The sequence below is a fragment of the Actinacidiphila epipremni genome (assembly GCF_012034175.1).
Lineage (GTDB): Bacteria > Actinomycetota > Actinomycetes > Streptomycetales > Streptomycetaceae > Actinacidiphila > Actinacidiphila epipremni.
Map to the genome: position 1 here is coordinate 103733 of NZ_JAATEJ010000021.1, position 21845 is coordinate 125577.

Genomic DNA, 21845 nt, shown 5'->3' on the forward strand with positions numbered 1-21845 from the left:
CCGGCCGGCGCCCGCTGCCGCGTCCCGCCGGCCGGATGCCGGGTCCCCCCGGCCGTACGGCTCAGTGCGCGGCCCGGCGCGGCATCAGGAAGGCCACCGCGGCGGCGACCACGAGCCCGCCGCCGGCCATCAGCAGCGTCGACTCCACCGCCGCGTTCATCCCGTGCCCGGCGCGGGAGAAGAAGGCCGTGCCCAGCACCGCGACGCCCACCGAACCGCTGAGCTGCTGCACCGCGTTGAGCACCCCGGACGCCGACCCGGCCTCCTCGTCCGACACCCCGGCCAGCGCGATGTCGAAGAACGGCGCCATCACCATGCCGAGCCCGATCCCGCTGACCAGCAGCCCCGGGACGAGCTGCCACACGCCCGGCGTGCCCGCCGCGTGCACCGTCAGCGCGACCACCCCGATGCCCACGGCCGCCAGCAGCAGCCCGCCCTGGAGCACCACCCGGCCGAACTTCCGCCCCAGCCAGGCACCCGACAGCGTCGCGCCGATCGCCGACCCGAGCGCCCACGGCACCATCGCCAGCCCCGCGCGCTGGGCGCTGTAGCCGAGCCCGAACTGCAGGTACAGCGGCACGATCAGCATCAGCCCGGTCAGCGCGGCGAAGAAGACCAGCCCGGCCGCGAGCGACCCGGTGAAGCCGCGGTGCCGGAAGAGCCCCGGCTCCAGCAGCGGTGAGCCGCCGCGCCGCCGCACCCACCCCTGGTGCCGGGCGAAGACCGCGTAGACCGGCAGCGAGGCGGCCATCAGCAGGTACGACCACAGCGGCCACCCGAGGTCGCGGCCCTGCACCAGCGGATAGACCAGCGCCAGCACCGCGGTGCTCAGCAGCAGCACGCCCACCGGGTCCAGCTTCGGCCTGTGCGGGGCCCGGCTCTCCGGCAGCACCCGCAGGGCCACGGCGAAGGCGGCCAGCGCGATCGGCACATTGATCAGGAAGACCGCCCGCCAGCCGGTGCCCAGCAGGTCCGCGTCGGTCAGGTAGCCGCCGAGCACCGGCCCGGCGACCGCCCCGAGGCCCATGACCGGGCCGAACACCCCGAAGGCCGCGCCGAGGTCCTCCGGCGGGAACAGCTCGCGGACCAGGCCCAGGCCCTGCGGCACCATCATCGCGGCGAAGCCGCCCTGCGCGGCCCGCATCCCGATGAGCATGCCCGGCGAGGTCGCGCAGGCGCACAGCAGCGAGCACAGGCCGAAGCCCGCGACGCCGATCAGGAACATCCGGCGGCGGCCCACGATGTCGCCGAGCCGGGCGCCGGTGATCATCAGCACCGCGAAGGCCAGCGTGTAGCCGGCCGCGATCCACTGGATCTGCGTGGAACTGCCGCCGAAGTCGGCCTGGATGGCGGGGGAGGCGACCCCGACGATCGTCGCGTCGAGCAGGTCCATCACCTCCACGGCGAGGACCACGGCGAGGCCGAGCCGGCGCAGCGCCCGCCCGCGGTCCGCCTCCGGCCCGGCGGCCGGAGCCTTCGCGGGCCCGGTCCCGCCGCGCGCCGGGGCGTCCCCGGCGGTGCGGACCCCGACGGCGGTGTCCCGGCCGGGCGGGTCGGAGTGCGGTGCGGTCATGGTGGGGCCCTTCGCTTGGGGCGCCGGGGCGGAGCGCGGCGCGAACGCTGTTCGTGTGATGACGAACACCGTTCTAGGTGGCGAACGCCGTTCGTGTCAAGAACGCTGTTCGTTCCCGCACGAACGGCGTTCGTATCGAGTACGGTGAGCGTGTCCGTCCCCGTGAGGAGGTGCCGCCATGGCCCAGCCGTCCGAGCAGGCCGCACCGGCTGAGCCGTCCGGGCAGGCCGCGCCCGTCCCGCCCTGGGAGCGCCCGCGCCGCGCCGCCCCCCGGCGGGTCTTCACCCGGGAGGCGATCGTCACCGCGGCGCTGCACATCATCGACACCGAGGGCGTCGACGCGATGACCATGCGCCGCATCGCGCAGGAACTGGGCACCGGCCCGGCGTCGCTCTACGCGCATGTCTCGGGCCGCGAGGACCTGATCCACCTCGTCCTGGACCGTGCGCTGACCGAGGTGCGCTGCCCGCCGCCGGATCCGCAGCGCTGGCAGGAGCAGATCAAGGACGTGCTCCGCCTGGTGCGCCGGGTGCTGGTCTCGCACGGCGACCTCGCCCGGCTGCTGCCCGAGATCGGCTTCCCCACCGGGGAGAGCGTCACCGTCACCTCCGAGGCGATCCTGGCCATCCTCGCCTCGGCCGGCCTGCCCAAGCAGGCGTGCGCGTACGGCGTGGACGCGCTGAGCCTCTACGTCAGCGGCATCGCCGCCGAGGAGGCGGTACGGGCCAGGTCCGCCGACGCCGGCCGGCCGGCCGGCGAGGCCCTGGCAGGGCGGGCCGACCGCTACATCGCGGCGCTGCCGCCCGACCGCTTCCCGATGCTCACCGGCATGGCGGCCGAGCTGACCCGCGACGTCGGCGACGAGCGCTTCGAGTTCGGCCTGGACCTGCTGCTCACCGGACTCGCCGCCCTGGCCCCGGTCCGCGCCTGACCCCGGCCCCCGCGAAGGCCGGGGAGCGGCCCAGGACCGGCCCCGGGGGAAGCCGGCTCAGCCCCGCCCGCGCCCCTGGAGCGAGGCCAGATACGCGTTGTACGCCACGAGCTCGGCGTCGCCGTCCCGGTCGGCCGCGCGGTCCGTGCGCCGTGCCTGCCGCTGCTCCGAGGTGTACCACTGCATCAGCAGCGCGATCAGCACCACCACCGAGGGGATCTCGCTGAAGGCCCACGCGATGCCGCCGGCCGCCGTCTGGTCGCTCAGCGCATCCACGCCCAGCGACGCCGCCGGGTGCTTGAACGTGGTGACCAGCGGCTCGCTCGCCATCATCACCGCGATACCGAAGAACGCGTGGAAGGGCATCCCCGCGAAGAGCTCCAGCATCCGCATCACATAGCCCGGCCGGTGCGGGCCCGGGTCCACGCCCATGATCGGCCAGAAGAACAGCAGCCCCACCGCCAGGAAGTGCACCATCATCGCGATGTGCCCGGCGTCGCTGCGCATCAGCGTGTCGAACAGCGGCGAGAAGTACAGCGCGTACAGGCTCGCCACGAACAGCGGCAGGGTGAACGCCGGATGCGAGATCACCGCGACGTACCGGCTGTGCAGCAGCTTCACCAGCAGCTCGCGCGGCCCGGTCCGCCCGCGGCCGGCCGTCGGCAGCGCCCGCAGCGCCAGCGTCACCGGCGCGCCCAGCAGCAGCAGGATCGGCGAGAGCATGCTCAGGATCATGTGCTGCACCATGTGCACGCTGAACATGACCATGCCGTAGTCGTTGAGCCGGGTGCACATCGTCAGGCCCACCGTCAGCACGCCCAGCACGAAGGCGGCCGTCCGCCCCGGCGACCAGCTGTCGCCGCGCCGGCGCAGCCGCAGCACTCCCCAGCCGTACAGCGCGAGCCCCAGCAGGCAGCCGGTCAGGAAGAAGGGCTCACCGCTGAAGGCCAGGCCCCGGGCGAGGGTGAACGGCGGCAGGTCCATGTGCATACCGTGTCCGCCGTGGTCCATCCGTCACTCCTCCGTCGCGCCGACCGGGCAGCGGGCCGATTCGACCGTTCTGCCCGCACCAGAGTAGAACCGCCCCCGTCCCGGACTCCGGGCGGGGGCGGCCTCGCCGCGCACGTGGCGGTACGACCAGGTCAGCGGCGCGCGGACCTCACAGCACGCACTCGGCCTCGGTGTAGCGCTCGGCGGGCACGGTCTTGAGCTGCTCGACGGCCTCGGCCAGCGGCACCAGCGTGATGTCGGTGCCGCGCAGCGCGGTCATCATCCCGAACCGCCCGCCGTGCACGGCCTCCACCGCGTGCCAGCCGAACCGGGTCGCGAGCACCCTGTCGTACGCGGTGGGCGTGCCGCCGCGCTGCACATGGCCGAGGATGACCGGGCGGGCCTCCTTGCCGAGCCGCTCCTCCAGCTCCACCGAGAGCTGGTTGGCGACCCCGCTGAAGCGCTCGTGCCCGTAGACGTCGGTGGCGCCGGCGGTGAAGTCCATCGTGCCCTCGCGGGGCTTGGCGCCCTCCGAGACGACCACGATCGCGAACTTCTTGCCCGCCTCGAACCGCTTGCCGACGACCGCCGTCAGCTCCGCGACGTCGAAGGGCCGCTCCGGCACCACGATCGCGTGCGCGCCGGCCGCCATGCCCGAGTGCAGCGCGATCCACCCGGTGTGCCGGCCCATGACCTCCACGATCAGCACCCGCTGGTGCGACTCGGCGGTGGTCTTCAGCCGGTCCAGCGCCTCGGTCGCCACCGTCACGGCGGTGTCGAAGCCGAAGGTGACGTCGGTCGAGGCGATGTCGTTGTCGATGGTCTTGGGCACGCCCACGATCGGCAGGCCCGCGTCGGACAGCAGCCGGGCCGCCTTGAGGGTGCCCTCGCCGCCGATCGGGATGATCGCGTCCAGGCCCAGGTCCGCCACATGGCCCCGGGCCTGCTCCACGCCGCCGCGCAGGTGTGCCGGCTGCACGCGCGAGGAGCCGAGTATCGTGCCGCCGCGCGCCAGGATGCCGCTCACGGCGTCCAGGTCGAGCTTGCGGTAGTCGCACTCGAGCAGGCCCTTCCACCCGTCGTGGAAGCCGATGACCTCGTCACTGTGGTCCACGACGGCGCGGTGCACGACGGACCGGATGACGGCGTTCAGCCCGGGGCAGTCGCCGCCGCTGGTCAGCACACCAATACGCATTGCTCTCGATACTCCCGCAGCTCGTCCGGGCGGCCGGACCCCGTCGTCCGGATGGATCACGGCAAGCTTACCGAGCCTTGCGCCCGCGCCTCCACGCCGACCGAACTGCGGACACCTGACGATTGCCCGAACTCCGGGCGAAGGCCGCGCGGCGGCTTGCCCGCGGCCCGCCCCCGCCCCGCGTCAGGCCGGCTGGGTGGCCGCCGCGATCCGCTCGGCGCGCAGCGCGTCGTACCAGCGGTCGTCGGTGGGCGGCAGCGCGTTGACGTCCAGGGCGAGCTTGATGAGCATGTCGGCGATGTGCGGGTTGCGCGCCATCACCGGGCCGTGCATGTAGGTGCCGAAGACGGTGTCGTTGAACGCGCCCTCGGTGCCGTCCCCGGTGCCGTTGCCGCGGCCGATCCGCAGCCGGGCGAACGGCCGGGCGGTACGGCCCAGGTGCGTGATGCCCTGGTGGTTCTCGAAGCCGGTCAGCGGCGGCAGGCCCAGCTGCGGGTCGATGTCGGCCAGCACGTCGCCGACGCAGCGGGCGCCCTCGCCGCGGGTGCTGACCACGTCCAGCAGCCCCAGGCCCGGCTCGGGGCGGCCGAGGTCGTTGACGAACTCGTGGCCGAGGATCTGGTAGCCGGCGCACACCGAGAAGACGATCGCGCCGTTGGCGACCGCCCGGTTCAGCCCGCCGTCGCGGCGCAGCCGCTCGGCCGCGAGCCGCTGCGGGCGGTCCTCGCCGCCGCCGATCAGGTAGATGTCGCCGGAGGTCGGGACGGGCTGGTCGGAGCGCACGTCCACCCGGGTCACCGGGACCCGGCGCTGGAGCGCCCGGCGCTCCACCACCAGCGCGTTGCCCTGGTCGCCGTAGGTGCTCAGCAGGTCGGGGTAGACCCACACCAGGCGCAGGCTGGACTCACTCATAGGGGCTTCTCCTCGGTCGGCGGGCGGCGCGGGGTCAGTTGCCGACGCGGCGGCGCAGGTCCTGGAAGGCGGTGTAGTTGGCGATGGTCTCGATACGGCCGGGGGGCGCGGTCCTGACGGCCTCGTCGAGGTCGGCGCACACCGTGAACTGCAGCCCGGCCACCTCCAGGCGCACCGCGAGGTCCAGCTTGCGGTCGCCGATGACCATGATGGGGTGGCCGGCCAGCCGGGTGTAGTCCACGTCCCACAGCCAGGAGGTGTCGGTGCCGTCCGCGCCGCGGGCGTTGACCGACAGCACCACCGGCGTCGGCGGGCCGTCGATGAGCGAGAACGTCTCCAGCCAGCCCGCCGGGTTCTTCGCCAGCAGCAGCCGCAGCTCGCGCTGCTGGAAGGTCACCACGTCGTAGCGCCCGGCGACCGCCTGCACCTTGTACATCCGCTCCAGCGCGACCTTGGGGTCGATGCCGAAGGCCGCCGCGGCGGCGGCCGACACCGCGGCGTTGGACTTGTTGGCGCGGCCCGGCAGCTGCAGGTGGATCGGCCAGGCGACGCCGTACGGGTCCACGACGTGGTCGCCGGACAGCGCCCAGGTCGGGGTGGGGCGGCGGAAGCCGCACTCGGCGCAGTACCAGTCGTCGCCGGGGCGCTGGAGCACGCCGCCGCACGACGGGCACGACCAGGCGTCGTCCTTCCAGGACTGGCCGGCCGCGACCCACACCACGGTGGGGCTGGAGGACGCCGCCCAGGTGATCAGCGGGTCGTCGGCGTTGGCGATGATGATGGCCTCGACCCCGGCCAGCCCCTCGCGCCACTTCTCGGCGAGCATCCGGGTCTCGGCGGCGCGGTCGAGCTGGTCGCGCGAGAGGTTGAGCAGCGCGATGGCCTTGGGCGCGACATCCCGGGCCACCCCCGCCAGGTACTTCTCGTCGACCTCGATGACGCCGAAGCGGGCGTCGGAGCCGCCGGCGAGCGCGGAGGTGATGCCGGCCGGCATGTTGGCGCCCAGCGCGTTGGAGACGACCGGGCCGCCGGCCCGCAGCGCCTCGGCGAGCAGCCGGGTCGTGGTGGTCTTGCCGTTGGTGGCCGACACCAGCACCACGTCCAGGTGCCGGGCGAGCCGCGCCAGCAGGTCGGGGTCCAGGCGCAGGGCGACCTTGCCGCCGATCACCGACCCGCTGCCCTTGCCCGCCGCGCGCGACACCGCCGCGGCTGCCTTGCCCGCCGTCACGGCCAGCTTCGCCCGCGGCGTCAGCGGCTCCGATTTGCCTGCCATCGTCGTCTTCCCTCCAGCATCCGGCTCGGCTGCGGGCCGCGGTGGAGGCCCGCGGGCGGCCGGTGTCCGGTCCCCCCGGGGCGACCGCCGGGGCGGCCGGCAAGTTCCGGTCGAGGTCAGCCTATCGACTCCGCGGCCCGGACCCGCACTTCGGCGCCCGCAGGCAATCCGCCGGTCACCGTACGCGCGGCGCCACGCGCCGGCGCCGCGCTCACAGCCCGGGGCTGCCCGCCCGGTCGCCGGCCTCGGCGAGCCGGCCCCACAGCAGATCGGCCAGGTGGCGTACCAGGAGGTCGCGGGACAGCGGGCGCTCGCCCAGCCACCAGTCGCCGGCGGCGTACATCATCCCGACGATGCCGTGCCCCCAGACCCGGGCGACCTGCCGGGTGTCGGGGCCGAGGTCGAGCCGCTCGGCTATCACCTCGCCCAGGTCCTCGCCCATCCGGCGCAGCAGCGGGACCGAGTGCCGCCCGACGTCGAAGCCGCGCTCGTCGGAGGGGGTCTCGGCGGGGTGCATCAGGAAGCGGTAGACCTGCGGCCGGGTCTCGATCGCCGACAGGTACGCGTGCAAGGTGGCCTCGACGCGGTCGCGGCGGTCGCCGGGGGAGTCCAGCGCGGCGCGCAGCGTCGCCAGCAGCGCGTCGGTGTGCCGCTTGGCCAGTGCCCGGTACAGCCCGCTCTTGTCGCCGAAGTGCCGGTAGAGGATCGGCTTGGTGATGCCGGCCTCGGCCGCGATGGCGTTCATCGACGCCTCGGGGCCGTCCCGCAGGACGACCCGTTCGGCGGCCTCCAGCAGTTCGGTGCGCCGCCGCTGCGTGGCCGTCTGCTGCTCGTGCCGCTGGCCGGTCTCCACCTGGCCTCCCGTCGTCCGCTTGCCGGTGGTCTGCGCGCAACGTAACACCCCTGGACCGCTAGCCCCGATGCGTCGTGGCGAGTTGACACCGCTTACCCGACGGTAACAGACTGCTGTTACCGCAAGTAACTAGCATGTGGAGGGGACGATGGGCGGCTTCACGCTCGACCTCGATGACGACCAGCGGTCGGTCCGCGACTGGATCCACGGCTTCGCCGCGGACGTGATGCGCCCGGCCGCCGCCGAGTGGGACGAGCGTGAGGAGACGCCCTGGCCCATCATCCAGGAAGCGGCGAAAATCGGCTTGTACTCGCTGGATTTCTACGCCCAGCAGTTCTTCGACCCCACCGGACTCGGCATCCCGATGACGATGGAGGAGCTCTTCTGGGGCGACGCCGGCATAGCCCTGTCCATCGTCGGCACCGGCCTGGCCGCGGTCGGCGTGCTCGCCAACGGCACCGAGGAGCAGATCGGCACCTGGGTCCCGCAGATGTACGGCGACGCCGACGACGTCAAGGTCGCCGCCTTCTGCTCCTCCGAGCCCGACGCCGGCTCCGACGTCGGCGCGATGCGCACCCGTGCCACCTACGACGAGGCCACCGGCGAGTGGGTGCTCAACGGCACCAAGACCTGGGCCACCAACGGCGGCATCGCCAACGTCCACGTCGTCGTCGCGGTCGTCGACCCCGACCTCGGTACCCGCGGCCACGCCTCCTTCATCGTGCCGCCCGGCACCCCCGGCCTGTCGCAGGGGCAGAAGTTCAAGAAGCACGGCATCCGCGCCTCCCACACCGCCGAGGTCGTCCTGGACGGCGTACGCGTCCCCGGCGACTGCCTGCTCGGCGGCAAGGACAAGCTCGACGAGCGGCTGGCCCGGGCCCGCGAGCGGGTCAGGACCGGCGGCGCGGAGCGGATCAAGAACGCCGCGATGGCCACCTTCGAGGCCTCCCGCCCCGCCGTCGGCGCGATGGCGGTCGGCACCGCGCGGGCCGCGTACGAATACGCGCTGGAGTACGCCAAGGAGCGCACCCAGTTCGGCCGGCCCATCATCGACAACCAGGGCGTCGCCTTCCAGCTCGCCGACATGCGGACCCGGATAGACGCCGCCCGGCTGCTGGTGTGGCGGGCCTCCTGGATGGCCGCCACCGGGAAGCAGTTCACCTCGGCCGAGGGCTCGATGTCCAAGCTCTTCGCGAGCGAGACCGCCAAGAAGGTCACCGCCCAGGCCGTCCAGATCCTCGGCGGCAACGGCTTCACCCGCGAGTACCCGGTGGAGCGGATGCACCGCGACAGCGCGATCTACACCATCTTCGAGGGCACCAGCGAGATCCAGCGCCTGGTCATCGCCCGCACCCTGTCGGGCCTGCCGATCCGCTGAGGCACCCGGGGCGCACCCCGGGCAGGGGTGCGCTCAGCGCCTCACTTGCCGTAGCCGCGCAGCAGGAACCACGCCATCAGCGCCACGCCGACCACCGACACCACCAGGACGGTGCGCATGACCGGACCGGGCCCCGGGGAGTTCGACACCGCGAGGGTCGTCATGTCGTGGATCGCGCCGATGTGCATGGAAGGCTCCTTCTGCTCCGGCCCCCCAGACTAGACCCGGCCCCCGCCGCTACCGCGCCGCGGGTCGCCCGGGTCCCTCGGCCGGATGCCGGCGGCCCGCGGACCTGGGGCGCAGCGCCTCGGTGAGCTCGTCGAGCGTGTCGGCCAGCAGCTCCGCGCCGCGCCGCACCACCCGGTCGCCGGCCGGGTCGGACGGCCAGCGCGCCAGCTCCGCGTGCAGCGCCGACCAGTCCGGCGCCCGCCGCCGCCGTACGTCCGCCGCCGCGGCCCCGGTCGCCTCGCGCAGCACCGCGGCGAACCGGGCGGCCTCCGGCACCGGCGGGGCGTCCTTGGCCGGCTGGTGCGCCTCCATCAGCAGCCCGACCCGCCCCACCGCCGACAGCGCCGCGTCCGCGTCCCGCACCGCGCTGCGCGACACCCCCCGGTGCCGCACCGGCTCCGCGTCCGCCCTGGCCACCGCCTGGTCCCAGGCCGCGCCCGCCGCCCGCAGGTCCAGCAGCGCCCCGCGCACCGCGCCCGGCCGCCGCCGCGCGGGGTCGGCGTGCGCGTCCATCACCGCCGCCACATAGCCGCATGTCGCCTCGGTCCACTCCGCGAGCCGGTCGCGCAGCCGCGGCGTCTCCCACGCCGGGAAGACCGCGTACGCCAGCATCGCCAGCAGCCCGCCCAGCAGCGTCAGCAGCACCCGGTCGCGTACGGTCTGCTCCAGCTGCGTGCCGCCCATGCCCAGCAGGAAGACCACATACGCGCCCACGCACGCCTGCGCGACGACGTAACCGCTGCGCATCAGCAGGTACATCAGCCCGATGCTCAGCACCGCCAGGCCCGCCAGCGCGTAGGTGCCCGGATGCGCGGTCTGGGTGATCGCGCTGGCCAGCGCGACGCCCACCAGCGAACCGGCGAAGCGGGCCACCCCGCGCTCGTAGGTCTGGGAGAAGTCCGGGCGCATCACCATCACCGAGGCCATCGGCGCCCAGTAGCCGTGCCCCAGCGGCAGCGCGGCGCCCAGCACATAACCGGCCGCGGCCACCACCGACACCCGCAGCGCGTGCCGCAGCACCGGCGAGTCCCAGCGCACCTGGCGGCGGACCGTGCGTACCGCGGTCGGCAGCAGCTCGCCGACCGAGGGGCGCAGCAGGTGCGCGGTCCCGGTCGCGTCCGAGGGCCCGGAGCCCTCCGCCCGCTCCACCGCCGCCGACAGCAGCGCCACCAGCCGGGTCGCCGACCGGCGTGCCGCGCCGGTCAGTTCCGCGCCGGGCGCGTCCGCGCTCAGCAGCGCGTCGGCGCGCTCGGGCAGCTCCAGCGGGCCGCCGGTGCGGATCGAGTGCGCCACCGCGTCCAGCACCGACGCGGCCACCGCCAGCACCTCGCGGGCCCGCTCGCGTTCCGGCCCCTCGGCCGCCGCGCCCACCGTCGGGTCGGCGAGCGAGGCCAGCACCGGGCGGATCCGCTCGGCCAGCGTCCGCTGCCCGTGCAACTCCTCCGGGCGCCGCCGGGCCTGGCGCGGCGTCAGCTCGGCCGCCTGGCGCGCGGCCATCAGCGCGTCGGCGTCGAAGGGCGCGACCGGCTCGTACCGCAGCCGCCGCGCGTAGTCCGCCTCGGCCGCAAACGCGTCGGCCAGCGCGTCGCGCTGCGCGCCCCACCGGCGGACCGGGAAGAGCACGATGAGCGCGGCCTGCACCAGCGCGCCGAGCGCCACCAGCCCCGCGTGGTGCAGCGCGCTGAGCACCGACGTCGGCAGCGTGACCGTCACCAGCATCACCGCGATGGTCAGCGACGCCACCATGCCGGTCGTCGGGCCCAGCGCCCACGCCATCCCCGCGCCGAACGACCACACCGCCAGCAGCAGCACGAACAGCACCACATGGGACGCGGCCAGATACCCCAGGAACGTGCTCACCGCGAGCCCCGCGCCGCTCGCCAGCGCCAGTAGCGGACGGGGCCGCCAGCTGCGCTGGAAGGTCGCCACCCCCGCCGCGAACGCCCCGAAGGCCGAGGACGCCGCGACCGGCGGCGACCACAGCCACAGCGCGAGCCCGACCACGATCGCGACGCCGGCCGCCGCGCGCAGCGCCACCAGCGGCTCCAGCCGGGGCCGTTCGACCCGCAGGCCCGACCGCGCGGTCCTCCGCAGCGCACGCAACCACGTCATGCAGCAGAGAATAGGCAGATCAGCCGCGCCCAGGGCGCCGCGCGGCCCGCCCGGGCCGCGCCGCCGGCCCGCCGCGAGCCGCGACGTGACGCCCGCCACGCCCCGGGAGGCCCGCACCCCTCACACCCGCCCGCCGCCTTCTGCTTCAATGGGGGACATGGCCGGCACTACTGACCCCGGGACAGGTCGCAACGACCTCGAACCCTTCTGGCCGTCCCGGCAGGAGCACCACTTCGACCGCTGGTGTTGCCGCGCGATCCCCGCGCGGACCGGCGAGCCCCGCTGACCTGCCCCCAGACCCGGCCCGAAGCGGCCCGGCGGCAGCAGACGACGCCTCCCGCGCACAACGGAGTCCCACGACCCTTCGCGCGAAAGAGCCGAGCCATGTCGAACGTGCCCACCGCACCCCACCTTTCCCCCGGCACCGCCCGCACCACCGTGCCCGCGCCGCACGCCGCCCGGCAGCGGCTGCGCGCGGTGCGCCCCGACGAGGTGCCGCCCGCCCCCGACTTCCTGCCGCCCGGCGCCACCTGGCTGCCCGCCCCGGGCCATGTCCTGCCGGCCGTCCCGGGCGGCGCCCCGATGGTCGGCTACCTGGTGCTGGTGCCCGCCGAGACCGCGGCGCCCGCCCCGGCCCCGGCCGCCGACCCCGTACCGGCGCCCTCCCCGCAGCCGCCGGCCGCGCCCGGCGCACCGGCGCTGCGCATCGACCCCGACCGCCGCACCGCCGAGGTGGACGGCCGTCAGCTGGACCTGACCTACCTGGAGTTCGAGCTGCTCGCGCACCTGGTGGCGCATCCGCACCGGGTGCACTCGCGCGACCAGCTCGTCACCACGGTGTGGGGCTACGGCCACGTCGGCGACGGCCGGACCGTCGACGTCCACATCGCCCGGCTGCGCCGCAAGCTCGGCGCCGCCCACCGCGGCAGCATCGTCACGGTGCGCAGGGTCGGCTACAAGTACACCCCCGCCCACCCGTAGGCCCCGCCGCGGCACCCCGCCGCGCGGGCCCGGGCAGGCACCCCGGCCCCCGCGGCGTCCCGGTTACGGCTATGCCTACGGCCCCGGCTACGGCACGACGGTGACGGGCCACTTGCCCGCCTTCACCAGCCGGACGGCCACCGAGCCCACCAGCCGGTGGCCGGCCCGCTCCGAGGCGCCGACCACGACCGCGTCGGCCTTGAGCTCGTCGGCCGCCGCGGCCAGCCCGCCGAAGGCGTCGCCGCGGAAGGTGTGGAACTCCCACCGCACCTGGAAGGTGCCGCGCAGCCGCTCCACCGAGCGGCGGATCTCGGCCACCAGCTGATCGGCGATCCCGGTGTCCACCTCGGAGACCGGGACGCCGAGCGCGGCCCCGCCCGGCAGGTACGGCTGGACGTAGACGAGCGCCAGCAGCGCGTTCTGCCGGCGGGCGAGCCCCGCGGCATAGGCGGCGGCGCGCCAGGACGAGTCGGTGCCGTCGAGTCCGGCCACGATGACCTTCGGCCCGTCGGTACCGCGTTCGAACCGCACGGGGGATTTCTGCTCGTCCACGCGGCCAGGCTATCGGCCTGCGGCCTGCGGTTTCATCCCCGAGCACACAGCGTGTTCACCCCAATGGGTGTATTGCCACGACATGTGCACCTTTGCGGGGCACGCTTCTCGGGAGGAGTGAAACAGGCGGCGCCCCTGCGCCCGGCGCGCACCACGGTCAGGTCCGCGCCCCGCGCCCGGCACGCCGCCCACGCCGCTACCGGGGAGGTTTGTCATGCCGAGCGTGTCCACGAGTGTTTTCGTGCCGAGGCCGGACACCGAGGTCTTCGACTTTCTCGCCGACGCCCGCAACCTCGCCCTGTGGAGCTCCGGCGTGAGCTCCGTCGATCCCGACGACGTCGTGCCGGGCCGCGATGCCCAGTACCGCTACCGCTACCCCGGCAGGCGCCGGCCGCACCGGCTGGTGTGCGCCGACTTCCAGCCCTCGCGCCGCATAGTCTTCCGCGGCCAGCGCATGTGGAGCCCGCTGGGCACCCAGGTGCCGGTCTACGCGTTCGACCTGATCCCGCGCGCCGACGGCACGATGGTCCGGCTGTCGGTCACCAGCTGCCTGAGCGCCGCGCTGCTGCTGCTCGCCCCCGTCATCGCGATGGCCTGGCGCCGCGACCTGCCCGTCGACGCCCGCAAGTTCCGCGACCTGCTCGGCGGCCCCCTCCCCGCCGCCGCCCCCACCGCCGCGCCCGCACCCACCGCCCCCGCCGCGCTCACCGGACCGCCGCCGCCCGCCGCCGGCCCGCCCGCCGCGGCGCCGGCGGGCGCTGCCGCGCTGCCGGCGTCCTCTGCGCCGGGCGGATTCGACTACGCTCATTGAGTGTTAAACTAATCGTGTGACCGGGCGCCCCCGAGCCCGTCACGGCGACCGCCCCGGCCTGGTCCCCCCGTCCCGGCCGGGGCACCCGCATGTCCGGGCCCGTCCGCCTCCCCGGGCAGCCACGACGCCCCGCCCTCCCCGTCGCGCCCCGGATCGCCCGCGCCCCCTGTGCCCTCCGCGTCCTCCGCGCCCACCCCGGACAGCTTCTCCGGGTTGACCACCAGGTAGATGTCGGTGACCTTGTCGCCGGCCGCGTCCAGGTCGACGACCATGACCGCGCTGGGGGAGTCGTCGGTGACGACGACCACCGACGGGTCGCCGTTCACCTGCCGGTAGCGGATGTCGGCGGTGCGCGGCAGCCGCCGGGAGGCGTAACCGGTCAGCAGCCTGGCCACGTTCTCCCGCCCGGAGACCGGCCGCACCAGCGCCCCCGGCTTGCCGCCGCCGTCCGCCCACAGCGTCACATCGGGCGCCAGCAGGCTCATCAGGCCCGCCAGGTCGCCGCCCAGCGCCGCCGCGATGAACCGCTCGGTCACCTGCTGCTGCAGCCGCCGGTCGGCCTGGTAGCGCGGCCGGCGCGCCTGCACGTGCTCACGCGCCCGGTGCGCCAGCTGCCGCACCGCCGCCGGCGTACGCCCCAGGATCCCGGCGATCTCGCCGTGCGCGTAGCCGAACACCTCGTGCAGCACGAACACCGCCCGCTCCAGCGGCGTCAGCGTCTCCAGCACCACCAGCATCGCCATCGACACCGACTCGCCGCGCAGCACCGACTCCGCCGCGTCCGCCGCCCGCGCCGCCTGCGCGCTGTCCTCGGTCTGCGGCGTGGCACCGGTGGCCAGCGGCTCGGGCAGCCACGGCCCGATGTACGTCTCGCGCCGCCGGCTGATGCTGGCCTGCCGCGCGAGCGCCTGGTTCACCGCGATCCGCACCAGGTACGCGCGCGGGTTGCCGATCGGCTCGCCCGCCGTGTCGCCGGCGCGCCGCGACCACGCGAGCCAGGTCTCCTGGAGCACGTCCTCGGTGTCCGAGACGGAGCCGAGCATGTTGTAGACCACCGAGAACAGCAGTTCGCGATGGCTGACGAAGTCCGCGGTCGCGCGGTCGCCCGCCGCCGGGCCGGCGACGGCCGGTGAGTCGGACACGATGGAGCCTCCTGTGACGCGTTTCCCCGATGCCCATGAGAGGGACGGCGCGCCCTCCAGCGTGACATCGGCGGCCACCGGTGTGACACGTGTCTCGCCGTGCGGCGCGCCGCTGTCACACCCGCGCCCCGCCCGCCCTCTCATCACCGTGGGCCGCACCCGTGGCGGCCCGGCGGTGTACGCCCGGCGACGGGCGGGCAGGGGGGAGCCGCCGGGCCGTCGTGGCCCCGCCGCCGCCCCGCCCGGGACGGCGCGACCGACCACGTACGACAGGGAGCAGGCCACCGTGGCCGACACGCAGCAGGACATCGACTTCACCATCATGATCGCGACGCACCGCGCGTTCCGCCGCGACCTGCGCCGGCTGGCCGCCGCCGCGCAGGCCGGCAAGGCCCAGTCCCCGCACGTCCGGGCGGGCTGGGAGAACTTCAGCCACCAGCTGCACAACCACCACAGCGTCGAGGACGCCGCCCTGTGGCCCCAGGTCGAGGCCAAGATCGGCGGCCGGCCCGACGACCAGCGGCTGATGCAGCAGATGGAGCAGGAGCACGCCGACCTCGGCCCGCGCATCGAGGCCGTCGACACCGCCCTGAAGACCTCCGACCCCGCCCTCCAGGCCCGCGTCGACGAGCTCTACCAGGTGATGGACCACCACTTCCGGCACGAGGAGGACAGCGCCCTGCCGCTCATCGGCGACGTCCTGACCCGCGCCGAATGGAAGAGGTTCGGCCTGGCCAACGCCCGCAACCTCGGCGTCAAGGGCGTCGCCACGTACATCCCGTGGGTCGTCGACGGCGCCACCCCCGCCGAGGAGCGCGAGTTCCTGGGCGCCTTCCCGCCGCCGGTGCGGGTGGTCAACAAGGTCCTGTGGCAGCGCGGCTACCGCAGGAAGGCCCTCTGGCAGCACTGAGCCCGCGCCGCCTAGTAGCGCAGCACCGCCGCGACGTGCCCCACCTCGGCCAGCTCGCCGTCGGGCACGAACCGCACCCGCGCACCGGTGTCCAGGGCCTGCTCGGCGATCTCGTCGACGATGTCGTCCCGCGCGCCCCGGTCGCCGGTGGCGGCCGGCACGAGGTGGTCGCCGTCGTCGCGCACCGTCGTACGGAAACCGTCCTCGATCGCCACCAGGTCCACCCGGGCCTCGGCCACCGACTGCCACACCTCGTCCACGCCGCCCGCGAACGTCCTGCTGCTGCGGGCCTCGTCCAGCTCGTCCAGGACCGACCTGACCTCTTCTTGCGCCCGCCGCCCCGCCGCCTCCGCCAGCGCCTGCCGCAGCGCCTCGGCCGGCCCCTCGGCGAGCCCGCCCTGCACGATCTGCTCGGCCGGCTCCTTGACCAGCTTGCCCGCCTCGTCCAGCGCCGCCAGCGCCTCCGCCTCGGCCACGATGTACAGCGGCTGCGGATCGGCGGCGATGACCACGCCCGCCCGCTCGGTCACCTCCCGCAGGAACTGCCGGGTCCGCTCGTCGTTGAAGGTGCTCGGCGTGTCGCCGATCTGCTCCTGGCGCTCGGGGTCGAACTCCGCCGGCTCCCGACGCACCGGGAAGGTGCCGGTGACCTGTTCGAGCGCCCGCCCCTTCGACCCGCTCCACATCGTGGCGACGTCCGCCGACAGCGCCAGCACCCAGTAGGGCCGGTTCGCCACGTGCGCGGCCACCAGGTTGCGGGTCAGGAACGTCTGCGCGAGCAGCACCCGCGCCGGCACCGTGCGCGCCAGCGTCCACACCTGGTGCTCGCCGGGCGCGGCGAAGATCGCCAGGCCGTCCTCGGCGTGCACCAGGTCGATCTCGCCGAGCGCCTGGTCCAGCTGCCCGATCACATCGATCCGGTCGGCCCGCGAGACCTCCGGGTCGTTGTGCACCGCGTCCTTGGCCTCCTCCAGCAGATTGCGCAGCCGCACTGCGTCCTGCGCGTTGTCCGGCTCGCGGCGGTGGGTCGGCAGCAGGATCGAGACGGCCGGGTAGGGCCGCGGACGGCGCAGGTCGGCGAGGATCGCGGGGCTTATCGGCGCGTGCATAGCGGTGCCCTTTCGGCGGCTGCATCATGTGCCGGAGACGTCCCCCGGGGCGTCTCTTCGTCCCTTCCTGGATATATCAATGTGCCGCCCCCCGCAGCTCGTGGCCGGTGCCGCGGGGTGCCGGGCGGGCCGCCGCGCGCCGGCCACCGGCGGGGCCGCTGCTGACAGTGCCGTACCCGTGTGCGAAGCTTCCGACTTCGACGAGGGGAGGCGGCGGTGAGCGCGCAGGACGCCACAGCCGGCAGGGGAGGGCCCGCGGCGCAGGCGGCCGACACGCCGCCCGCGGGGGCCGCGCCGCCGGGTGCGTACCCGCCCGGCCCGGGGGACGGCCGGTCCCGCCCCGCGGGCGCGGCGGCAGCGGCGGGCGCGGCACTGGCCACCCTCGCCGTCGCCGGGACCGCGCTGGCCGGCGTGCTGCTGCGCCCCAGCCGCGGGCTGTTCGCCGACAGCGCCGGGCCCGCCGGCAACACCGCCGTCGTCATCCTGGTCTCGCTCGGCTGCCTCGCCGCGGGCCTGGCGATCAGCGCCCGCTACCGCAGGAGCCTCGGCTACGACCAGAACCTGCCCGCCGTCGAGCAGCGGCTTGCCGACGCCGTGCGGTTCACGCTCATCGGCGCGGCCCTGCTCGTACCGCTCATGCTGCTGCTGATGCACCGCTTCCCCGGCGGCTCCGGCACCCCGCCCGAGCAGAGCCGCCGCGTCCCGCCCTCCCGCATCCCCGTCGATCCGCCCCCGGTGCACGACCGGCCGCCGCAGGCACCCTCCCACGGCTGGTCGTTCCACGTCCCGCACGCGCTCGGCTACCTCCTGCTCGCCGCGCTGGTCCTCGCGGTGCTGCTCGCCGCCTACCACCTGTGGCGCCAGCTGCGCCGCGGACCGGTCCCGCGGACCGCCGGCACCTACGGCCAGGCGCCCGGCGACCACGACCTGCTCGCCGACGCCGTGGACTCCGGGCGCCGCGCCCTGCTCGACGGCGACGACCCGCGCGCCGCCGTCATCGCCTGCTACGCCGCCATGGAGGACTCGCTGGCCCGCTCCGGCGTCGCCCGCCGCGCCTCCGACAGCCCGCAGGACCTGCTGGAGCGCGCCGCCGGCAGCGGCCTGCTCGACGGCCCGCACGCCACCGACCTGACCGCGCTGTTCCGCGAGGCCCGCTACTCCACCCACCCCATGGACACCGCCCACCGGGACCGCGCCGCCGCGGCCCTCGACGCCATCGCCGCCCAGCTCGCCGAGCACGCCGCCCGGGTGGCGGCGGCCAGGGCCGAGCAGCCCGCGCCCGCGGCCGGCGGACCGAGCCCCGCGGGAGGCGACCGGTGAGCACACCCCCGAAGCCCGGCGCCCCCGGCTCCGTACGCCACTCGCTGCGGGTGCTGCTCGCCACCGGCGCCGCCGCCGTCGTCCTGCCCGGCCTCGCCGCCGGCTGGCCCGGCGCCGCCACCGGGCTGGCCGTCAGCACCGTCGCGGGCCTGGCCGTCGCCCGCTACGTCTCCGGCGCCGCCGCCCAGGACAGCGGCCTGCGCCGCAACGTCCGGCTGCTCGGCAGCCGTGCCCCCGCGCTCGGCGAATGGCAGCGCCTTGTCGACAAGTCGATCGGCGACCGGGCCGACCTCCACTTCGACACCACCCTGCGCCCCCAGCTGCAGCGGCTGTTCGCCGCCCGGCTCGCCCAGCGGCACGGCGTGCAGATGTACCGCGACCCGCGCCGGGCCGCGGCCCTGGTCGGCCCCGATCTGTGGCCGTGGATCGACCCCGGGCACCGCCCCGCACAGCCCCCCGACCACCCCGAGCAGGTGCTGCGCGCCCTGCTCGACCGGCTGGAGGCGCTGTGACCGCGCCGCCCCGGCCGGCCGCGGGCGACCGGGCCGCGCCGCCCGCCCGCACTCCGTACCACGACCAGGCCCGAGGTGAGGACCGCACGTGACCGAAGACCGCACACCCCCGACCGCCGCCGCGTACGGCATGACCCCGCGGGAGGCCGGCGAGCGGGCCGCCGCGGTGCTCGCCGAGGTCCGCACCGCCGTGGTGGGCAAGCCCCGCCCGCTGGGCATGGTCATGCTCGGCATCCTGGCCGGCGGCCACGTCCTGATCGAGGACCTGCCGGGCCTGGGCAAGACGCTGCTGGCCCGCTCCTTCGCCACCGCCCTCGGCCTGGACTTCCGCCGTATCCAGTTCACCCCCGACCTGCTGCCCTCCGACGTCACCGGCGCCCCCTTCTACGACCAGCGCACCGCCGACATGGTCTTCCGCCCCGGCCCCGTCTTCACCCACCTGCTGCTCGCCGACGAGATCAACCGCACCCCGCCCAAGACCCAGGCCTCGCTGCTGGAGGCCATGGCCGAGTCGCAGGTCTCCATCGACGGCAGCACCCGCCCGCTGCCCGACCCCTTCGTCGTCATCGCCACCGCCAACCCCATCGAGTACGAGGGCACCTACTCGCTGCCCGAGGCGCAGCTCGACCGCTTCCTGCTGCGGGTGCGGATGGGCTACCTCACCCCCGAGCAGGAGACCGGGATGCTGCGCGCCCGGGTCGCCCGGGCCGCGCCCGAGGCGGTGCTGCGCACGCTCGGCAACCCCGGGGAGCTGATGGCGATGCGCGCCGCCGTCGAGCAGGTCGAGGTCGACGACGACCTGCTCGCCTACGTCGTCGCGCTGGTCGGCGCCACCCGCGCCCACCAGCACATCCAGGTCGGCGCCTCGCCCCGCGGCGGCCTCGCCCTGGTCCAGCTCGCCCGCGCCCGCGCCGTGCTGGACCTGCGCGACTACGTCACGCCCGAGGACGTCAAGGACGTCGCGGTCGCCGCGCTCGCCCACCGCGTGACCCTCAAGCCGGAACTGTGGGTGCGGCAGATCGACGCCGACGACGTCGTCGCCGAGATCGTCCGCTCCGTCGCCGCCCCGCAGACCCTGCCGCGCAGCCCCGTCGCCTCATGACCGACCGCCACGCCGCCGCCCTGGACCGGGCGCTCGGCGGCGGCACCGGCGAGAACCCGGTCGAGCCGCCGCCCGCGCCGCCCGCCGGCTGGCGCGCCTCGGAGCGCGCCCTGCGCTACGGCACCGTCGCCGCCACCGCCGTGGCCGCCGCGCTGCTCACCGGGCACGCCTGGCTGCTGGCCGCAGCCGCAGCGCCGCTCGCGCTGCTCGCCCTCGCCCTGCCCGCCGGCACCCGCCCCCGGCACGTCGAGGCCGCCGCGGACGTGCAGCCGCGCCGCTGCTTCGAGGGCGAGCAGCTCACCGCCACCGTGACCGTCACCCACGACGGCACCGTCGGACGCCTCGACCCCGGCATCACCCTCGGCCCCGGCGTCCGCCTCGACGACCTCACCACCGGCCCCGAGCACCTCACCCTGACCCTCACCGCGCAGCGCTGGGGCCGCTGGACGGTCGGCACCGTCGACCTCGACGTGTACGACACCGGCGGCGCCGCCCGCCGCACCGTCCGGGTCGACCTCGGCGAGGTCGCCGTCTTCCCCGTCCCCACCGCCGCCGGCGTCACCCCCATCCCGGTCCGGCTCCCGCAGCGCCTGGGCGAGCACACCTCGACCCAGCGCGGCGAGGGCGTCGAGGTCACCGGCGTCCACCCGTACGTCCGCGGCGACCGGCAGCGGCGCATCCACTGGCCGGCCACCACCCGCCGCGGCGAGCTCCAGCTGCAGCAGTTCGCCGCCGAGAGGGCGTCCGACACCGTCGTGCTGCTCGACGTGCTCGCCGACGTCCGCGACCCGGCCACCGGCGCCTCCTCGCTCGACGAGACCTTCCGCGCCGCCGCCGGCCTCGTCCGCGCCTACCTGCGCACCCACGACCGCATCGGCGTCGTGTCCGTCGGCGGCGCCACCCGCTGGCTCCAGCCCGGCAGCGGCCAGGCGTACTTCTACCGCATCGTCGAGAGCGTCCTGGACGTCCGCAAGGACCTCGGCTACCGCACCACCGGCCTGCGCCGCCTGCCGCCGCCCGCGCTGCCCGAGAACGCGCTGGTCTACGTCTTCACCCCGCTCACCGACCAGCGCATCCTCGACGTCCTCGACCAGGTCAGGGCGCGCGCCAACCCCATGGTCGTGGTCGAGATCCCCAGCGGCGACCCCGCCGTCGAACCCGGCGACACCACCGCGGAGCTCGCCCTGCGGCTGTGGCGGGCCGACCGCGAGGCCATGCGCTTCGCCCTGACCGAACGCGGCATCGCCGTCATCACCCACACCCCCGGCGAGACCCTCGACCTCGCCCTCGCACCGCTGCTGCGCACCCGGATCCGCGGAGGAAGCAGATGAGCCACAGCCCGTCGGCCCGGCCCCCGGTCCGCGACGGCCGCCTCCTCGACCCGCCGGCCGCCGGCTTCGTCGCGCCCGGCCGGCCGGCCGCCCGGCTGCTGGGCACCGCGCTGGCCGTGGCCGCCTGCAACCCGCCGCGCACCGTGACCGGGCCGCTCATCGGCTGGGTCCTGGTGCTGGCCGCCGCCGGCGCCGCGTGGTGGGCCGCGCCGATGGTCGACGCCCGCCCGGTGCTCACCTCCATGCGCTGGAGCACCATCGCCTCCCACCGCCGGAACACCCTGCTCCCGGCCGGCGCGGTGGTGCTGGCCGCGCTCACCGCTCCCGCCGCCTGGCTCGCCGGCTGCGTCGTCGGCCTGCTGGTCGCCTACCTGCTGGCCACCGACGCCTGGACGATGAGCGCCGCCGCCCCGCCGGCCACCGACCGCGCCACCCCCGCGGTCGCCGCGACCGCCGCCGCGGCCGTCACCTTCGCCGCCGCCCAGGCCCCCTTCTCCGCCACCGCCTGGTCCCGCCTCCCGGCCGCCCTCGCCCTCGCCGCCACCACCACCTGCGTCGCCCTGGCCCTGCGCCACCGCTCCCGCTGACCGGGCGCCGCGCCGCACACCCCGCCGACCGCACCTGTATCGG

General features: G+C 75.4%; 21 protein-coding genes. 10 read left to right on the forward strand and 11 right to left on the reverse strand.

The window, feature by feature from the left end:
* Window positions 1-61: 61 nt before the first annotated feature.
* The gene (locus HCN08_RS23845; RefSeq protein WP_167985273.1) at window positions 62-1573 is read right to left on the reverse strand and encodes an MFS transporter; all 1512 of its coding nucleotides are present in this window, start codon (window positions 1571-1573) and stop codon (window positions 62-64) included.
* A 178-nt stretch (window positions 1574-1751) separates the two neighbouring features.
* Here HCN08_RS23845 and HCN08_RS23850 point away from each other — a divergent pair, with 178 nt between their 5' ends.
* Window positions 1752-2504 (forward strand): TetR/AcrR family transcriptional regulator, encoded by a 753-nt coding sequence (locus HCN08_RS23850; RefSeq protein WP_167985274.1) that lies wholly within the window; start codon window positions 1752-1754, stop codon window positions 2502-2504.
* Window positions 2505-2561: 57 nt separating this feature from the next.
* Here the strand turns inward: HCN08_RS23850 and HCN08_RS23855 are convergent, their stop codons facing one another.
* The 5 genes from HCN08_RS23855 to HCN08_RS23875 form a co-directional block, all read right to left on the reverse strand.
* Window positions 2562-3515, reverse strand: a complete 954-nt coding sequence (locus tag HCN08_RS23855) for a cytochrome c oxidase assembly protein (RefSeq protein WP_167985275.1) — start codon at window positions 3513-3515, stop codon at window positions 2562-2564.
* 148 nt (window positions 3516-3663) lie between these two features.
* On the reverse strand, window positions 3664-4689 hold the full coding sequence (locus HCN08_RS23860; RefSeq protein ID WP_167985276.1) for a 6-phosphofructokinase: 1026 nt from the start codon (window positions 4687-4689) through the stop codon (window positions 3664-3666).
* A 183-nt stretch (window positions 4690-4872) separates the two neighbouring features.
* Window positions 4873-5601, reverse strand: coding sequence for a type 1 glutamine amidotransferase (locus HCN08_RS23865; RefSeq protein ID WP_167985277.1), 729 nt, complete (start codon window positions 5599-5601; stop codon window positions 4873-4875).
* Window positions 5602-5635: 34 nt separating this feature from the next.
* Window positions 5636-6874 (reverse strand): MurT ligase domain-containing protein, encoded by a 1239-nt coding sequence (locus HCN08_RS23870; RefSeq protein ID WP_167985278.1) that lies wholly within the window; start codon window positions 6872-6874, stop codon window positions 5636-5638.
* Window positions 6875-7085: 211 nt separating this feature from the next.
* Complete coding sequence (locus tag HCN08_RS23875; RefSeq protein WP_167985279.1) at window positions 7086-7727, reverse strand: TetR family transcriptional regulator; 642 nt, start codon at window positions 7725-7727, stop codon at window positions 7086-7088.
* Between the two features lie 148 nt (window positions 7728-7875).
* On the opposite strand from HCN08_RS23875, the gene HCN08_RS23880 reads away from it, so the two are divergent.
* A complete protein-coding gene (locus HCN08_RS23880; RefSeq protein ID WP_167985280.1) occupies window positions 7876-9105 on the forward strand; it encodes an acyl-CoA dehydrogenase family protein in 1230 nt (409 codons plus the stop codon).
* Between the two features lie 41 nt (window positions 9106-9146).
* On the opposite strand, the gene HCN08_RS23885 is transcribed toward HCN08_RS23880, so the two are convergent.
* Together HCN08_RS23885 and HCN08_RS23890 are read right to left on the reverse strand one after the other, a co-directional pair.
* Complete coding sequence (locus HCN08_RS23885; RefSeq protein ID WP_167985185.1) at window positions 9147-9293, reverse strand: hypothetical protein; 147 nt, start codon at window positions 9291-9293, stop codon at window positions 9147-9149.
* A gap of 49 nt (window positions 9294-9342) precedes the next feature.
* Window positions 9343-11445, reverse strand: coding sequence for an FUSC family protein (locus HCN08_RS23890; protein ID WP_167985281.1), 2103 nt, complete (start codon window positions 11443-11445; stop codon window positions 9343-9345).
* Window positions 11446-11829: 384 nt separating this feature from the next.
* On the opposite strand from HCN08_RS23890, the gene HCN08_RS23895 reads away from it, so the two are divergent.
* The gene (locus HCN08_RS23895; protein WP_167985282.1) at window positions 11830-12426 is read left to right on the forward strand and encodes a winged helix-turn-helix domain-containing protein; all 597 of its coding nucleotides are present in this window, start codon (window positions 11830-11832) and stop codon (window positions 12424-12426) included.
* A gap of 87 nt (window positions 12427-12513) precedes the next feature.
* On the opposite strand, the gene HCN08_RS23900 is transcribed toward HCN08_RS23895, so the two are convergent.
* Window positions 12514-12978 (reverse strand): universal stress protein, encoded by a 465-nt coding sequence (locus HCN08_RS23900; RefSeq protein ID WP_167985283.1) that lies wholly within the window; start codon window positions 12976-12978, stop codon window positions 12514-12516.
* Between the two features lie 223 nt (window positions 12979-13201).
* Here HCN08_RS23900 and HCN08_RS23905 point away from each other — a divergent pair, with 223 nt between their 5' ends.
* Window positions 13202-13789, forward strand: a complete 588-nt coding sequence (locus HCN08_RS23905; RefSeq protein WP_167985284.1) for an SRPBCC family protein — start codon at window positions 13202-13204, stop codon at window positions 13787-13789.
* An 8-nt stretch (window positions 13790-13797) separates the two neighbouring features.
* Here HCN08_RS23905 and sigJ read toward each other — a convergent pair whose 3' ends face one another.
* Complete coding sequence (gene sigJ / locus HCN08_RS23910) at window positions 13798-14931, reverse strand: RNA polymerase sigma factor SigJ (protein ID WP_322974638.1); 1134 nt, start codon at window positions 14929-14931, stop codon at window positions 13798-13800.
* A gap of 286 nt (window positions 14932-15217) precedes the next feature.
* On the opposite strand from sigJ, the gene HCN08_RS23915 reads away from it, so the two are divergent.
* Entirely contained in the window at window positions 15218-15841 is a 624-nt protein-coding gene (locus tag HCN08_RS23915) for a hemerythrin domain-containing protein (RefSeq protein WP_322974639.1), read from the forward strand.
* Window positions 15842-15852: 11 nt separating this feature from the next.
* Here the strand turns inward: HCN08_RS23915 and HCN08_RS23920 are convergent, their stop codons facing one another.
* The gene (locus tag HCN08_RS23920) at window positions 15853-16950 is read right to left on the reverse strand and encodes a baeRF3 domain-containing protein (RefSeq protein ID WP_167985285.1); all 1098 of its coding nucleotides are present in this window, start codon (window positions 16948-16950) and stop codon (window positions 15853-15855) included.
* 216 nt (window positions 16951-17166) lie between these two features.
* On the opposite strand from HCN08_RS23920, the gene HCN08_RS36705 reads away from it, so the two are divergent.
* From HCN08_RS36705 to HCN08_RS23945, 5 genes are all read left to right on the forward strand, one after another.
* The gene (locus tag HCN08_RS36705; RefSeq protein ID WP_167985286.1) at window positions 17167-18270 is read left to right on the forward strand and encodes a DUF4129 domain-containing protein; all 1104 of its coding nucleotides are present in this window, start codon (window positions 17167-17169) and stop codon (window positions 18268-18270) included.
* Window positions 18267-18782: a hypothetical protein gene (locus tag HCN08_RS23930; RefSeq protein ID WP_167985287.1), complete on the forward strand. Its 516-nt coding sequence runs from the start codon at window positions 18267-18269 to the stop codon at window positions 18780-18782. Before HCN08_RS36705 ends, HCN08_RS23930 begins: the two co-directional genes overlap by 4 nt.
* Before the next feature lie 130 nt (window positions 18783-18912).
* Window positions 18913-19884 (forward strand): AAA family ATPase, encoded by a 972-nt coding sequence (locus HCN08_RS23935; protein ID WP_167985329.1) that lies wholly within the window; start codon window positions 18913-18915, stop codon window positions 19882-19884.
* Complete coding sequence (locus HCN08_RS23940) at window positions 19881-21215, forward strand: DUF58 domain-containing protein (protein ID WP_167985288.1); 1335 nt, start codon at window positions 19881-19883, stop codon at window positions 21213-21215. Before HCN08_RS23935 ends, HCN08_RS23940 begins: the two co-directional genes overlap by 4 nt.
* Window positions 21212-21802: a hypothetical protein gene (locus HCN08_RS23945; RefSeq protein WP_167985289.1), complete on the forward strand. Its 591-nt coding sequence runs from the start codon at window positions 21212-21214 to the stop codon at window positions 21800-21802. Before HCN08_RS23940 ends, HCN08_RS23945 begins: the two co-directional genes overlap by 4 nt.
* Window positions 21803-21845: the final 43 nt, after the last annotated feature.

Bases quoted from the DNA above. Each gene is read 5' to 3' on its own strand.
- HCN08_RS23865 (WP_167985277.1), bottom strand. From the start codon at position 5,601: ATGAGTGAGTCCAGCCTGCGCCTGGTGTGGGTCTACCCCGACCTGCTG.
- HCN08_RS23885 (WP_167985185.1), bottom strand. From the start codon at position 9,293: ATGCACATCGGCGCGATCCACGACATGACGACCCTCGCGGTGTCGAAC.
- HCN08_RS23860 (WP_167985276.1), bottom strand. From the start codon at position 4,689: ATGCGTATTGGTGTGCTGACCAGCGGCGGCGACTGCCCCGGGCTGAAC.
- HCN08_RS23880 (WP_167985280.1), top strand. From the start codon at position 7,876: ATGGGCGGCTTCACGCTCGACCTCGATGACGACCAGCGGTCGGTCCGC.
- HCN08_RS23855 (WP_167985275.1), bottom strand. From the start codon at position 3,515: ATGGACCACGGCGGACACGGTATGCACATGGACCTGCCGCCGTTCACC.
- HCN08_RS23890 (WP_167985281.1), bottom strand. From the start codon at position 11,445: ATGACGTGGTTGCGTGCGCTGCGGAGGACCGCGCGGTCGGGCCTGCGG.
- HCN08_RS23895 (WP_167985282.1), top strand. From the start codon at position 11,830: ATGTCGAACGTGCCCACCGCACCCCACCTTTCCCCCGGCACCGCCCGC.
- HCN08_RS23935 (WP_167985329.1), top strand. From the start codon at position 18,913: ATGACCCCGCGGGAGGCCGGCGAGCGGGCCGCCGCGGTGCTCGCCGAG.
- HCN08_RS23945 (WP_167985289.1), top strand. From the start codon at position 21,212: ATGAGCCACAGCCCGTCGGCCCGGCCCCCGGTCCGCGACGGCCGCCTC.
- HCN08_RS23920 (WP_167985285.1), bottom strand. From the start codon at position 16,950: ATGCACGCGCCGATAAGCCCCGCGATCCTCGCCGACCTGCGCCGTCCG.
- HCN08_RS23940 (WP_167985288.1), top strand. From the start codon at position 19,881: ATGACCGACCGCCACGCCGCCGCCCTGGACCGGGCGCTCGGCGGCGGC.
- HCN08_RS23845 (WP_167985273.1), bottom strand. From the start codon at position 1,573: ATGACCGCACCGCACTCCGACCCGCCCGGCCGGGACACCGCCGTCGGG.
- HCN08_RS23850 (WP_167985274.1), top strand. From the start codon at position 1,752: ATGGCCCAGCCGTCCGAGCAGGCCGCACCGGCTGAGCCGTCCGGGCAG.
- HCN08_RS23870 (WP_167985278.1), bottom strand. From the start codon at position 6,874: ATGGCAGGCAAATCGGAGCCGCTGACGCCGCGGGCGAAGCTGGCCGTG.